General features: G+C 70.0%; 12 protein-coding genes. 10 read left to right on the plus strand and 2 right to left on the minus strand.

Annotation, left to right across the window (positions count from 1 at the left end; genetic code table 11):
• The first annotated feature begins 31 nt into the window (after positions 1–31).
• Positions 32–4,405, plus strand: a complete 4,374-nt coding sequence (locus AB0M73_RS13720; RefSeq protein WP_363890810.1) for a HAMP domain-containing protein — start codon at positions 32–34, stop codon at positions 4,403–4,405.
• Positions 4,406–4,447: 42 nt separating this feature from the next.
• Positions 4,448–4,804, plus strand: coding sequence for an STAS domain-containing protein (locus AB0M73_RS13725; protein ID WP_052394221.1), 357 nt, complete (start codon positions 4,448–4,450; stop codon positions 4,802–4,804).
• 56 nt (positions 4,805–4,860) lie between these two features.
• Here AB0M73_RS13725 and AB0M73_RS13730 read toward each other — a convergent pair whose 3' ends face one another.
• Complete coding sequence (locus AB0M73_RS13730; protein WP_363890811.1) at positions 4,861–5,184, minus strand: plasmid stabilization protein; 324 nt, start codon at positions 5,182–5,184, stop codon at positions 4,861–4,863.
• A 74-nt stretch (positions 5,185–5,258) separates the two neighbouring features.
• On the opposite strand from AB0M73_RS13730, the gene crcB (AB0M73_RS13735) reads away from it, so the two are divergent.
• The 8 genes from crcB (AB0M73_RS13735) to AB0M73_RS13770 all read left to right on the plus strand — a co-directional run bounded on the left by crcB (AB0M73_RS13735) (position 5,259) and on the right by AB0M73_RS13770 (position 11,856).
• Complete coding sequence (crcB, locus tag AB0M73_RS13735) at positions 5,259–5,702, plus strand: fluoride efflux transporter CrcB (RefSeq protein WP_363890812.1); 444 nt, start codon at positions 5,259–5,261, stop codon at positions 5,700–5,702.
• Complete coding sequence (crcB, locus tag AB0M73_RS13740; RefSeq protein ID WP_363890814.1) at positions 5,699–6,055, plus strand: fluoride efflux transporter CrcB; 357 nt, start codon at positions 5,699–5,701, stop codon at positions 6,053–6,055. Before crcB (AB0M73_RS13735) ends, crcB (AB0M73_RS13740) begins: the two co-directional genes overlap by 4 nt.
• Entirely contained in the window at positions 6,052–7,266 is a 1,215-nt protein-coding gene (locus tag AB0M73_RS13745) for an MFS transporter (protein ID WP_363890815.1), read from the plus strand. Before crcB (AB0M73_RS13740) ends, AB0M73_RS13745 begins: the two co-directional genes overlap by 4 nt.
• Positions 7,267–7,297: 31 nt before the next feature.
• Positions 7,298–7,870, plus strand: coding sequence for a TetR/AcrR family transcriptional regulator (locus AB0M73_RS13750; protein WP_363890816.1), 573 nt, complete (start codon positions 7,298–7,300; stop codon positions 7,868–7,870).
• A gap of 178 nt (positions 7,871–8,048) precedes the next feature.
• A complete protein-coding gene (locus tag AB0M73_RS13755) occupies positions 8,049–8,903 on the plus strand; it encodes an alpha/beta hydrolase (protein ID WP_363890818.1) in 855 nt (284 codons plus the stop codon).
• A 33-nt stretch (positions 8,904–8,936) separates the two neighbouring features.
• The gene (locus AB0M73_RS13760; protein ID WP_043716190.1) at positions 8,937–9,548 is read left to right on the plus strand and encodes a sulfite oxidase-like oxidoreductase; all 612 of its coding nucleotides are present in this window, start codon (positions 8,937–8,939) and stop codon (positions 9,546–9,548) included.
• The gene (locus AB0M73_RS13765) at positions 9,541–10,218 is read left to right on the plus strand and encodes an FAD-binding oxidoreductase (protein ID WP_363890819.1); all 678 of its coding nucleotides are present in this window, start codon (positions 9,541–9,543) and stop codon (positions 10,216–10,218) included. Before AB0M73_RS13760 ends, AB0M73_RS13765 begins: the two co-directional genes overlap by 8 nt.
• An 84-nt stretch (positions 10,219–10,302) precedes the next feature.
• The gene (locus tag AB0M73_RS13770) at positions 10,303–11,856 is read left to right on the plus strand and encodes a metallophosphoesterase family protein (RefSeq protein ID WP_363890820.1); all 1,554 of its coding nucleotides are present in this window, start codon (positions 10,303–10,305) and stop codon (positions 11,854–11,856) included.
• A 24-nt stretch (positions 11,857–11,880) separates the two neighbouring features.
• On the opposite strand, the gene AB0M73_RS13775 is transcribed toward AB0M73_RS13770, so the two are convergent.
• Positions 11,881–13,395, minus strand: coding sequence for a sensor domain-containing diguanylate cyclase (locus AB0M73_RS13775; RefSeq protein WP_363890822.1), 1,515 nt, complete (start codon positions 13,393–13,395; stop codon positions 11,881–11,883).
• Position 13,396: the final 1 nt, after the last annotated feature.

Below are 13,396 nucleotides of genomic sequence, written 5' to 3' on the forward strand. Positions count from 1 at the left end.
TCTCCGGGGCACGACACGGCGGGAGCGGTGAATGGCAGTGGAGGGCAAGGCCGTGCAGAACGAGCGGCTGCAGCAGCTGCTCCAGGGCCTCAAGGCGGTCCGTGACGGCGATTTCAGCACGCGCCTGCCACGGGTCGACGACGTGCTCATGGACGAGATGTCCGACGTCTTCAACGGCATGGTCGACCAGCTGTCGCTGTTCACGTCCGAGGTGACCCGGGTGGCCCGCGAGGTCGGCACCGACGGCAAGCTCGGCGGCCAGGCCGTGGTGCCGGGCGTGTCGGGCACCTGGAAGGACCTGACCGACTCGGTGAACGCGATGGCCGGCAACCTCACCGGCCAGGTCCGCGACATCGCCGAGGTGGCCACCGCGGTGGCCAAGGGCGACCTGACGCAGAAGATCACCGTGGACGTCAAGGGCGAGATGCTGGCCCTGAAGATCACCATCAACACCATGGTCGACCAGCTGTCCTCGTTCGCCGACGAGGTCACGCGCGTGGCCCGTGAGGTGGGCAGCGAGGGACGGCTGGGCGGTCAGGCGACGGTGCCCGGTGTGGCCGGCACCTGGCGCGACCTGACCACCTCGGTGAACTTCATGGCCGGCAACCTGACCGACCAGGTGCGCAACATCGCCCAGGTGACCACGGCGGTGGCCAAGGGCGACCTGACGCAGAAGATCACCGTCGACGCCCGCGGCGAGATCCTGGAGCTGAAGAACACCATCAACACGATGGTCGACCAGCTGTCGGCCTTCGCCGACGAGGTGACCCGCGTGGCCCGCGAGGTCGGCACCGACGGCATCCTGGGGGGTCAGGCCCAGGTCCCCGGCGTCGGCGGCACATGGCGGGCGCTGACCACCTCGGTGAACTTCATGGCCGGCAACCTGACCTCTCAGGTGCGGTCGATCGCCCAGGTCACCACGGCCGTGGCCAAGGGCGACCTGACCCAGAAGATCACCGTGGACGTCAAGGGCGAGATGCTGGCCCTGAAGAACACGGTGAACACCATGGTCGACCAGCTGTCCTCGTTCGCCGACGAGGTGACCCGGGTGGCCCGCGAGGTCGGCACCGACGGCAAGCTGGGCGGCCAGGCCGACGTGAAGGGCGTGTCCGGCACCTGGAAGGACCTCACCGACTCGGTGAACGTCATGGCCGGCAACCTCACCGACCAGGTGCGGTCCATCGCCCAGGTGACCACGGCGGTGGCCCGCGGCGACCTGACGCAGAAGATCCGGGTCGACGCCCGCGGCGAGATCCTGGAGCTCAAGGACACCATCAACACGATGGTCGACCAGCTGTCGGCCTTCGCCGACGAGGTCACGCGAGTGGCCCGCGACGTGGGCACGCAGGGCGACCTGGGCGGCCAGGCCATCGTGCGAGGCGTGTCGGGCACCTGGAAGGACCTGACCGACAACGTCAACGTGATGGCGTCCAACCTGACCGGCCAGGTGCGGTCGATCGCCCAGGTGGCCACCGCGGTCGCCCAGGGCGACCTGACCAAGCGGATCCGGGTCGAGGCCAAGGGCGAGATCGCCGGCCTGGCCGACACCATCAACACCATGGTCGACACGCTGTCGGCGTTCGGTGACGAGGTCACCCGCGTGGCCCGCGAGGTCGGCACCGAGGGCATGCTGGGCGGCCAGGCCCGGGTGCCCGGCGTGTCCGGCACCTGGAAGGACCTCACCGACTCGGTGAACGTGATGGCCGACAACCTGACCTCCCAGGTGCGGTCCATCGCCCAGGTGACCACGGCGGTGGCCCGCGGCGACATGTCCAAGAAGATCGACGTCGACGCGCGCGGCGAGATCCTCGAGCTCAAGACCACCATCAACACGATGGTCGACACGCTGTCCTCGTTCGCCGTTGAGTCGACACGGGTGGCCCGAGAGGTCGGGCGTGAGGGCCGGCTGGGCGTGCAGGCCGAGGTCGAGGGCGTGTCCGGCACCTGGAAGCGGCTGACCGAGAACGTCAACGAGCTGGCGCTGAACCTGACCCGGCAGGTGCGGTCGATCGCCGAGGTGACCAGCGCGGTGGCCACCGGCGACCTGACCCGGTCCATCACGGGCGAGGCGCAGGGCGAGCTCGCCGAGCTCAAGGACAACATCAACTCGATGGTGCAGTCGCTGCGCGAGACGACGCGGGCCAACCAGGACCAGGACTGGCTCAACACCAACCTGGCCCGCTTCTCCGGGCTGATGCAGGGCCACCGCGAGCTGCGCATCGTGGCCGAGCTGATCATGAACGAGCTGACCCCGCTGGTCGACGCCCAGCTCGGCACGTTCTTCCTGGCCGAGCCCACCGACGAGGGCGTGGCCCTGCGGCTGGTGGCCGGCTACGGCACGCTGCGGCTGGGCGGCGAGCAGCAGCACGAGCTGCCGACCGAGTTCCGGCTGGGCCAGTCGCTGGTCGGGCAGGTGGCCAGCACCAAGAAGGCCATCGTGGTCGACCAGACGCCGACCGACTACGTGCGCATCGCCTCCAGCCTGGGCTCGTCCAACCGGGCCAGCCTGATCGTGCTGCCCATCGTGTTCGAGGACCAGGCCCTCGGCGTGATCGAGCTGGCCTCCTTCGGCCGCTTCACGCCGGTCCAGCGGGACTTCCTGGAGCAGCTGATGGAGACCATCGGCGTCAACGTGAACACGATCATCGCCAACGCCCGCACCGACTCGCTGCTGGCCGAGTCCCAGCGGCTGACCCAGGAGCTGCGGGCCCGCTCCGAGCAGCTGCAGGAGCAGCAGGGCGAGCTGCGCCGCTCCAACGCCGAGCTGGCCCGGCAGAACCGCGACATCGAGGTCAAGAACTTCGAGATCGAGCAGGCCCGGCAGGAGCTGGAGGAACGGGCCCAGCAGCTGGCCCTGACCTCCAAGTACAAGTCCGAGTTCCTGGCCAACATGTCCCACGAGCTGCGCACGCCGCTCAACAGCCTGCTGATCCTGGCCCGGCTGCTGGCCCAGAACCCGACCCGCAACCTCACCGCCAAGCAGGTCGAGTTCGCCAACGTGATCCACTCCGCCGGCACCGACCTGCTCCAGCTGATCGACGACATCCTGGACCTGTCCAAGGTCGAGGCCGGCAAGATGGACATCCACCCGGAGCGCTTCCCGCTGCCGCAGCTGCTGGAGTACGTGCGGGCCACGTTCCAGCCGCTGACCGTGGAGAAGGGCCTCGGCTTCGGCGTGCAGGTCGCGCCGGACGTGCCGGAGACCCTCTACACCGACGAGCCGCGACTGCGGCAGGTGCTGCGCAACCTGCTGTCCAACGCGGTCAAGTTCACCGAGTCGGGCCGGGTCAACCTGGCCGTGCGGCTGGACGGGGACACCGTGGAGTTCGCGGTGTCGGACACCGGCATCGGCATCGCCCCGAACAACCTGGAGACCATCTTCGGGGCCTTCCAGCAGGCCGACGGCACCACCAGCCGTCGCTACGGCGGCACCGGCCTCGGCCTGTCCATCAGCCGCGAGGTGGCCTACCTGCTCGGCGGCGAGATCAAGGCGGACAGCGAGCTCGGTGTCGGCAGCACGTTCACCCTGCACCTGCCGGTCGAGCCCGAGGTCGCCGAGCCGGTGCCGGCCCTGGAGCCGGCGGCGCCGGACTCGCGGCGGCGGGTGCTGGTGCTGGAATCCGGCAACGAGCAGCTGTCCGCGCTGGCCCGGCAGGTCGCGTTGACCCTCGGCGACCCGCACGTCACGGTGGCCGGCACGCCCGACGAGGCCGTGGCGGCGCTGCTCGCCGCCGCCCACCAGGCCGTGGTCGTGGACCTCAACCTGCCCGAGGCCATGTCGCTGACGTTCCTCAAGCGGCTGGCCAACCACCCCGACCTGGTGGCGCTGCCGGTGTTCGCCTATCTGTCGCGGCCGCTCACGCCCGCGCAGGACCGGCTGCTCCAGTCGCACGTGCGCAACCGGTCGGTGGCGCTGGTCGACAGCATCGACGCCCTGCGGGAGCGGCTCGTGCAGCAGCTGTCGACCGAGGAGCACGCGCACGACGGCCTGCGTGGCCGCAAGGTGCTGGTCATCGACGACGACGTCCGCAACGTGTTCGCCATCAGCGGCATGCTGGAGACGTACGGCATGACCGTGCTGCACGCCCCCAACGGCCGCAAGGGCATCGAGGTGCTGCTGGCCAACTCCGGCATCGACCTGATCCTGATGGACGTGATGATGCCGGAGATGGACGGCTACGCCACGACCGCGGCCGTGCGGGCGATGCAGCAGTACGCGCGGCTGCCGATCATCGCCGTGACGGCCAAGGCCATGCAGGGCGACCGGGAGAAGAGCCTGGCCTCCGGAGCCAGCGACTACGTGACCAAGCCGGTGGACGCCGACGAGCTGCTCGACACGATGCAGAGGGTTTTGGGCGAGCGGGTCCTGGGCGAGAGGGGGCCGGGGGAGGGGGCCGACAGCTGACCGTGCCGTATCCTGCGGCGAAGTCGACCATGGGGAGAGTCCGTGCCCGAGAACACCGGCGCTTTCGCCGCCGACACCGAGCTGGTCGGCGGCGTCGCCGTCGTCCACCTGGCCGGCGAGCTGGACATGCAGACGGTGCCGGCGGCGGCCCTGGAGCTGGACAACGCCATCGAGGCCGGCCCGGCCGGCCTGGTGGTGGACATGACCGGGCTGACCTTCCTCGCCTCGGCCGGCCTGGCCCTGCTGGCCACCGTGAACGAGAAGGCCGGGCAGGCCTCCCTCACCCTGCGCCTGGCCGCCGACAGCCGGGTGGTGCTGCGTCCGCTGGAGATCACCGGGCTGGACGGCGGCTTCGACATCCGCGACTCCGTGCAGTCGGCGCTCGTCGACCTCGGCTGACCGGTTCGGAAGGGACCATTCCTCCACTCCGAGTGGAGGAATGGTCCCTTCCGAACCTAGCGGCCCAGGGCGTTGGCCAGCTGCTTCTTGGTCATCTTGGAGCGGCCCTTGATGTTGCGCTGGCGGGCCTCGTTGTAGAGCTGGTCCCGGGTCGGCCCGCCGGCACCGGAGTGCGAACGCTTGCCACCACGGTGCTGCGGCGACACGTCGTGAGTGGACGACCGGCTCGCGGTGCGGGATTCGCCTTCCTGGGCCCGGTTCTTGTTCACGGTGCGGGCCGCGATCTCCTCGGCCCGCTTCGTGCTGCTGCCGCGCTCCTTCTGCGAGTCCTTGATGTGCTGGTACTGCCGCTCGCGTTTGTTGCTCCACGCCTGTGGCATGACGCACCTCCTTGGGCCTCGGATACCCACGGCGGCCGGTCGCTATGCTGAGCGGCAACGACGGGGGGAGGTTCATGGATTCCGTCGACCCCGACGTCGATGTCCATGTCCCGGCGCAACGACGTGAACTGGCCCGCACGCACGGCGGTGTGCTGGCGGTGATCGCGCTCGGCGGCGGTCTCGGGGCGGTGGCCCGGTATGGCATCTCGCTGTGGCTGCCCACCACGCCCGGGCACTTCCCGTGGGGCACCTTTCTCATCAACGTGACGGGGTGCTTCCTCATCGGCGTGCTGATGGTCCGATGGGGACAGCGGCCGCTGCTGCGACCGTTCCTCGGCGTCGGTGTTCTGGGCGGTTTCACCACATTTTCCACCTATGCCGTGGAAACGCGGGCTCTGCTCACGCCGGGGGACGCCCCGCTGGCGCTGGCCTATCTGTTCGGCACGTTGGCGGCGGCTGTGCTGGCCGTGCTAGTCGGCGTGGCACTGACCCGGGCACTGTCGGGGGACAACCGGTGACGTTGCTTCTGGTGTTCGCGGGCGCGATGGTCGGCGCCCCGCTGCGGTATCTGACCGACCGGTCCGTGCAGATCCGGCACGACTCGGTCTTCCCATGGGGCACCATGACGGTGAACGTCGTCGGCTGCCTCGTGCTGGGCTTCCTGGCCGGGCTGGGGACTTCGCTGCCCAGCGCGGTGGCCGCCCTGGTGGGCACGGGTTTCTGCGGCGCGCTGACCACGTACAGCACCTTCAGCTACGAGACGCTGCGGCTGATCGAGCAGAAGGCCTACGTGTACGCGGCGATGAACGTGCTCATAAGCCTGATCGCCGGGCTGGGCGCGGTGTTCCTCGGCTACGCCCTGGCTGCATGAGCGACACTCGGCTATTGGCGTCGTCCGGGTTCCGGCTGTTCTGGGCGTCCGACACGGTTTCCATGACCGGCTCGTACGTGACGATGGTGGCGTTGCAGCCGCTGGTCGTGAACGTGCTGCACGCGACGACCACGGAGGGCGGCCTGCTGCAGGCCGCCCGCTGGCTGCCGTACCTGCTGTTCGGGCTGGTCGCCGGCGTGCTGGCGGACCGCTACCGGCGCAAGCCGGTGCTGGTCGGCGCCGACCTCATCCGGTTCGGGCTGGTGGGCCTGATCCCGCTGCTGGCGGCGTTCGACCGGCTGAGCATGCCGGTGCTGATCGGGCTGATCGCGGTGATCGGCACGGTGTCGCTGGCCTACGACGCCGCGCACCAGTCGATCCTGCCGCGCCTGGTGCCGAAGAGCCGTCTGACCGAGGCCAACGCCCGGCTGGGGCAGACCGACGCGGCGGCGCAGATGGTCGGCCCGGCACTGGCCGGAGGCTTGGTGCAGGTGGTCGGCCCGGCGACGGCGATCCTGCTCGATGCGGTGTCCTATCTCGCGTCCGGCCTGCTGCTGACGCGGGTGAAGGTCGCCGAGCACATCGAACGGCCGGAGTCGCGGCACCTCGGGCGGGAGCTGCGGGAGGGCCTGGCATGGGTGTACCGGCATCGCGTGCTGGCCCCGATGGCCTACACCGCCCACGTCTGGTTCGTGTTCAACTCCATGGTGAACGCCGTCCTGTCGTTCTATGTCCTGCGGACGCTGGGCTTCGATGCGGTGGCGCTGGGCGTGATCACCACCGTCGGCGGCGTCGGGGGAGTGCTCGGCGCCCTGCTGTCGACCCGGGCCAGTCGGGTGCTGGGCGCCGGGCCGACGATCGTCGTCGGCCACTGGCTCACGCCGATCGGGTACGTGCTGATCCCGTTGTCGGGCCACGGAACCGTCGGTCTGGTGCTGCTGTGCGCCGCCCAGTTCGCGTTCGGTTTCGGCCTCGGCCTCGACGGCCCGCCGGAGATGGCCTACCGCCAGTCGGTGACCCCGGATCGACTGCTGGGCCGGACCAACGCCACCATGCGGTCCCTCAACCGCGGCGCCATCGTGCTCGGGGCCCCGATCGGCGGCCTCCTGGCCGACTGGCTGGGCATCCCCGCCGCCTTGTGGATCGGCATCGCCGGCCTGACCGTCCAGGCCGTGGCCATCACCCTGTCCCCGATCCGCACTATTTCTTGACTGCTCGTTCCAGTATCGCTACTGTCGTGCCATGGCCAGAACCAAGGAGTTCGATCCCGACGTCGCCCTGCGGGCGGCGCTGGACCTGTTCTGGCGGCAGGGCTACGAGGCCACGTCCATGCAGGACCTGGTCGACCACCTGGGTGTCAATCGGGCCAGCATCTACGCCACCTTCGGCAGCAAACCCGAGCTCTACCTGCGCGCCCTGCAGCGGTACGCCCAGGAACTCGGCGGCTGGTACGTGGAACTGCTGTCCGGTCCCGGGCCGCTGAACGCCGTCCGGGAGGTGTTCGAGACCATCGCCCGGCAGGCCGTCTCCGACCCCGACCACAAAGGCTGCCTCGTGGTCAACACCGCCGTCGAGGATCCCGCCGTGGACGGCGCGGCGGCGTTGGTGGACCGGGGTTTCAACAACCTGCAGGCGCTGCTGGCCGGCGCCTTGGTGCGGGCCCAGGACGACGGTGACCTGGCCGCGGACAAGGATCCGCAGGCGTTGGCCCGCTTCCTGGTGACCTTCATGCAGGGGATTCGGGTGATGGCCCGCCATCCCGATGAGCGTCGCATCACCGACGCCGTCGCCCAGGCCCTCTCCCTACTCGACTGACCCCCGGCTTTTTGGCTCTACGTGAGTGGCTCATTTCGCCTATAGCCGCACCTGAGCCACTCACGTGCCCGACCGGAACTCACATGAGTGGCTCAGGTGGCCTCTGAGCGTAAATGAGCCACTCACGTGGGGGCGGCGGGGGCTGATATTGGAACGATCGATCTGGAAAGGTGTGCTGATGAGTGACCAGGAACGCGCGGCGGAGTTGGGGCTGCGTAGTGAGCATGCGGCGGTGAACGGCACGGAGCTGCACTACGTGACCGGCGGGCAGGGCGAGCCGGTGGTGCTGCTGCCGGGATGGCCGGAGACGTGGTGGGCGTACCACAAGGTGCTGCCGCGGCTGGCCGAGCGGCACCAGGTGATCGCCGTCGACCTGCGCGGCATGGGCGCCTCGGCCAAGCCCGACAGCGGCTACGACAAGAAGACCATGGCCCGGGACATCCACGAGCTGATCCGGCACCTCGGGCACGAACGGGCGGACGTGGTGGGGCACGACATCGGGGCCATGGTGGCGTTCAGCCTCGCCGCCAACCACCCGGACACCGTCGGCCGGGTGTCGATGCTGGACGTCGCCCACGTCAACGAGACGTTCCGCCGGCTGCCGCTGCTGGGCCCGAAGGCCCTTTGGTGGTGGGCCTTCAACCAGCTCGACGCGCTGCCCGAGCAGCTGCTCGAAGGCCGGGCCCGCCACCTGGTCGACCACATCATCGACCGCCTCGCCGTCCAGCGCGACGCCATCACCGACCGGGATCGGGCCGTCTACGCCGAGGCGTACGACACCGTCGCGGCGATTCGGGCCAGCAACGGCTGGTTCCGCGCCCTCGAACAGGACATCGAGGACATCGGCACCTACGAGAAGGTCACCGCCCCCATCCTCGGCCTGGTCGCCCCCTGGGTGCGCGCCCGGACGGAACCCGGCATCACCAACTACGCCACCGACGCGCGGATCGTCGAGGTCGCGGACACCGGCCACTTCATCGCCGAGGAGGCCCCCGACCTGGTCGTCGACGAGCTGACTAGGTTCTTCGGCTAGCCGGTCGCGGGAACGGCCCGGCATACTGCGGCCATGAGTCGACCGACGCGGGGATTCGTCGGCAAGCGCCGGGCCCCGAGGGACCGGCGGTTGCCGCCCGGACAGTACGACATCGGCCGGGACTTCCCGGTGCTGACGGCGGAGGTCACGCCGTCGGTGCGGACCGAGCGCTGGACGATGGCGATCGACGGCCTGGTGCGGCAGCCCGGCAAGTGGACGTGGGACGAGCTGCACCGGCTGCCGCAGGAGGAGTACCGGGGCGACATCCACTGCGTGACGACGTGGTCGAAGTTCGACACCCGGTTCGGCGGCGTCAGCGTGGACCTGCTGCTGGACCAGGTGGAGCCGCTGCCGGAGGCGACGCACGTGCTGGCCACGTCGACCACGGGCTACACCACCAACCTGCCGCTGGAGCACCTGCGCAACGGCAAGGCGTGGCTGGTGTGGACGCACGAGGGCAAGCCGCTGCACCGCGAGCACGGCGGCCCGGTCCGGCTGCTGGTGCCGCACCTGTACTTCTGGAAGAGCGCGAAGTGGATCACCAAGCTGACCCTGCTCGACCACGACGAGCAGGGCTTCTGGGAGCGCAACGGCTACCACGACCTGGGCGACCCCTGGACGGAACAGCGGTACCAGGGTGACTGACCCGCGCGGTTGGCGGTACGCCAAGGTCGCCGAGGTCCGGCACGACACCCCGCACAGCGTCACGCTGTGCCTGGACGTGCCGGGCCGCGTGCGCCACCTGGCGGGCCAGCACTACGTGGTCCGGCTGACCGCCGAGGACGGCTACCGGGCGCAGCGCTCGTACTCGGTGGCCTCGGCCCCGGACGCCCCGCTGCTGGAGCTGTTCGTGGAACGCCTGGAGGACGGCGAGGTCTCGACCTATCTGGCCGATGTCGTCGAGCCGGGCGACGAGCTGGAGATCCGGGGGCCGATCGGCGGCTGGTTCGCGTGGAACGGGGCGACGCCGGCGCTGGGTGTCGGCGGTGGCTCGGGCGTGGTGCCGCTGATTTCCATGCTGCGGCACAATTCCGACAACTTTCGCGTCGCGGCGTCCGTGCGCACGGCCGAAGATCTGCCCTACGCCAACGAGCTCACGGCCGCCGGCGCCCTGATCGCCGTGACCCGAGAGGACTTCGGCGGCCGGGCCAAGGGTCGGCTGACCGCGCAGGAACTGCTGCCCCTCTACACGCCCGGCGCTGTCTGCTACGTCTGCGGATCGGCCGCTTTCGCCGAGGCGGCAAGCATGCTGCTGCTCGACATCGGCGTGCCGACCGAGGACATCAGGGTGGAAAGGTTCGGCCCCTCAGGGTGATTCACCGCGCGGACAGATGGCGTTCATGGCGTGGACGCTCCATCAGCCTAGGTTCTGCGCGACCCGAGCTGAGGAGAAAACCGCATGTCCGACGCCAGTAAGCGCACCGTCAGCCGAAGAGGAGCGCTGGGCCTGTTCGGCGCGACCGCCGTCGCGGCCCCGCTGCTCGGCACCACCACCGCCGAGGCCGCCACCCCGGCGTTCGTGCCCAGCGTCGGCAACGGCGCCACCCCCGTGCAGGGCCTGCACCTGACGTTCGGCCGGGACCCCTCGCGCCAGATGGTCGTCTCCTGGATCACCGAGGGCTCGGTGCGCAAGCCGCGCGTCGTCTACGGCACGCTGGAGGGCGGGTTCGGCGGCTGCGCCGACGCCGACACCAAGACCTATGTGGACGGCACTTCCGGTCGCACCGTCCACATCCACCACGCGGAGCTCAACCACCTGCGCCCCAACACGCAGTACATGTACGCGGCGCAGCACGACGGGGCGACGCCGGACGCCGGCACCTTCCGCACCGCGCCGTCGGGCCGGATGCCCTTCACCTTCACCAGCTTCGGCGACCAGTCCGCGCCGCAGGTCACCTGGGCGGCCAACGGCACGGTCGGCCTCGACGCCAACTCCACGCCGGCCACCAAGGACATCGTCACCGGCATCGAGACCGTGGCCCCGCTGTTCCACCTGCTCAACGGCGACCTGTGCTACGCCAACCTGGACGTGGACCGGGTCCGCACCTGGAACAACTTCTTCACCAACAACACCCGCTCGGCCCGGTTCCGGCCGTGGATGCCGGCCGCCGGCAACCACGAGATCGAGAAGCAGAACGGCCCCATCGGCCTCGCCGCCTACCAGGCCTACTTCGAGCTGCCGTCGACCGAGACCGACGCCGAGCTCCAGGGCCTGTGGTACGGCTTCACGGCCGGCTCGGTGCGGGTGATCGTGCTGCAGAACGACGACAACTGCCTGCAGGACGGCGGCGACGTCTACGTCAACGGCTACTCCGGCGGCCGCCAGCTGAAGTGGCTGGAGAAGGAGCTCGCGGCGGCGCGCAAGTCCCGTGACATCGACTGGATCGTCGTGGCCATGCACCAGGTGATGATCAGCACCTCCGACGCCAACGGCGCCGACCTCGGGCTGCGGCAGCTCTACGGGCCGCTGTTCGACAAGTACGGCGTGGACCTGGTGCTGTGCGGGCACGAGCACGACTACGAGCGGTCCCTTGCCGTGCATGGCGTGGTGTCCGGCAGTGAGACCCTCACGCCGAACCCGGTGTCCTCGGCCACCGACAACATCGACGCCACGCACGGCACCGTGCACATGATCCTCGGCGGTGGCGGCGTCTCCGGCAACACCAACGGCGCCTTCTTCAAGGACGGCACCGGCAAGGTCATCACCGCCGTGTCGGCCACGCCCGGCTCCAACGGCAAGCGGACCTCGACCTATGTCAAGGAAGAGGCGGTGTGGAGCGCGGTCCGCGACTTCGACCACCCCTACGGCTTCGCCGCGTTCACCGTCGACCCGGGCCGCCGCCCTGGTGACACCACGACCATGCACGTCACGTACTACAACGTGAACAAGCCCAACGGCGACCTGTCGGTGTTCGAGAAGTTCAGCCTGCACCGCAAGCGTTCCGACGGCTGACGGGGTGCGGAGCCGGCGGCGGGGTCAGACCGAGTGCTGGGTCTCGCCGTCGGTGAAGGCCAGCAGCATCTCGTCGGCGAACACGTCGTAGCGCCCGCGACCGTTGCGCTTGGCCCGGTACATGGCGATGTCGGCGCGACGCACCAGCGCCGCCGGGTCGGTCATGCCGTGGGTGCTCAGCGCGATGCCGATGGAGGCGTTGACCTGCAACTGCCGGCCGGCGATGCGCATCGGCTCGTGCAGGCCGCGCAGGATGCGGTCGGCCACCTTGGCCGCGTCGACCGGCGTGGACACGTTCTGCAGCATCACGGCGAACTCGTCGCCGCCGAACCGGGCGGCGACGTCGCTGTCCCGCAGCTGGGCCACGATCCGGTCGGCGGTGATGGTCAGCAGCGTGTCGCCGGCGGCGTGGCCGAGGGTGTCGTTGATGGCCTTGAACCGGTCCAGGTCGATGAACAGCAGGGCCACCCGGGTGCCGCCGTGCCCGGTGAGCTCCAGCTGGTGCGAGAGTCGGTCCAGGAACAGGCTGCGGCTGGCCAGCCCGGTCACGGAGTCGTGGAAGGCCTGGTGCATCCGGTCCACGGTGTTGGCGTCGGTCAGCGCCAGGCTGACGTGCTCGGCGAAGGACTGGAGCATCTGCACCTCGGGCGGCGCGTAGACCCGGCCCTCCCGCTCGGCCATCACCACCAGGCCGCCGGTGATCGTGCCGGAGTCGTGCACGGGGGCGGCCATGGAGGCGATGCCGTCGGTGGAGTCGTCCTCGCACACCACGACGCCGCCGGACATGATCGCGGCGCCGACGGTGCCGGCCTCGGCCAGCGGCATGGTCGGCGTCTCCAGGTCGGTGTCGATCGCCAGCCCGGCCCCGGCCACCAGGGAGATCTGCTGCGGATCGGAGTCGTCCCGCAGCCACAGCCCCACGGCCCCGTCGCCCAGCAGCTGCCGCGCCGCCGCGGCAATCATGTCCAGCACCTGGGGCAGCGGCCGCCGCCGCGAGATCGCCCGCTGCACGTCGAACAGGTGCTCCAGCAGCCGCTGCCGCTGTTGCAGGGACGCCAGCAGCTCGGCGTTCTCGGCCGCCTGCCGGTCGCTGCGTTCCCGCATCTCGTGCTCGGCCTGCAACGTGCGGAGCATGGTCAACGCCAGCTCCAGCAGCCGGGCCATGCCCCGCACGATGTTGCGCTCCTCCACGGAGAAGCCGTGGTCGCTCCACCGGGCCAGCACCAGGTGCCCGGGCCGCCCGCCGCCCCAGTCGGCGGAGATGGCGGCGCAACGGCCCACCCCGGGCACGTCAACGTTGTCGAGCTCGCGGTTGGCCACCGACACCAGGTCGTCCTCGGGCACCCGGCCCGCCGGGAAGCCGACGACGGCGACCACCTCGTCGTCGATGACCACGGCTGCGACCTCGGCGTCCAACGCCCGCGCGGCCCGCTCGACGGCCGCGTAGGCCGCCGACTCCTCGTCCGAGCACTCCGACACCACGGCCAGCAGCTCCAACAGCTGCTGACCGTCGTGGTAAGCGCCCCCGATGCTCGTCATC

It is taken from the genome of Kutzneria sp. NPDC051319 (assembly GCF_040682195.1).
Taxonomy (GTDB): domain Bacteria; phylum Actinomycetota; class Actinomycetes; order Mycobacteriales; family Pseudonocardiaceae; genus Kutzneria.

Coding starts and splice junctions, on each gene's coding strand:
- AB0M73_RS13720 (WP_363890810.1), top strand. CDS start 32: ATGGCAGTGGAGGGCAAGGCCGTGCAGAACGAGCGGCTGCAGCAGCTG.
- AB0M73_RS13730 (WP_363890811.1), bottom strand. CDS start 5,184: ATGCCACAGGCGTGGAGCAACAAACGCGAGCGGCAGTACCAGCACATC.
- crcB (WP_363890812.1), top strand. CDS start 5,259: ATGGATTCCGTCGACCCCGACGTCGATGTCCATGTCCCGGCGCAACGA.
- AB0M73_RS13745 (WP_363890815.1), top strand. CDS start 6,052: ATGAGCGACACTCGGCTATTGGCGTCGTCCGGGTTCCGGCTGTTCTGG.
- AB0M73_RS13750 (WP_363890816.1), top strand. CDS start 7,298: ATGGCCAGAACCAAGGAGTTCGATCCCGACGTCGCCCTGCGGGCGGCG.
- AB0M73_RS13755 (WP_363890818.1), top strand. CDS start 8,049: ATGAGTGACCAGGAACGCGCGGCGGAGTTGGGGCTGCGTAGTGAGCAT.
- AB0M73_RS13760 (WP_043716190.1), top strand. CDS start 8,937: ATGAGTCGACCGACGCGGGGATTCGTCGGCAAGCGCCGGGCCCCGAGG.
- AB0M73_RS13770 (WP_363890820.1), top strand. CDS start 10,303: ATGTCCGACGCCAGTAAGCGCACCGTCAGCCGAAGAGGAGCGCTGGGC.
- AB0M73_RS13775 (WP_363890822.1), bottom strand. CDS start 13,395: ATGACGAGCATCGGGGGCGCTTACCACGACGGTCAGCAGCTGTTGGAG.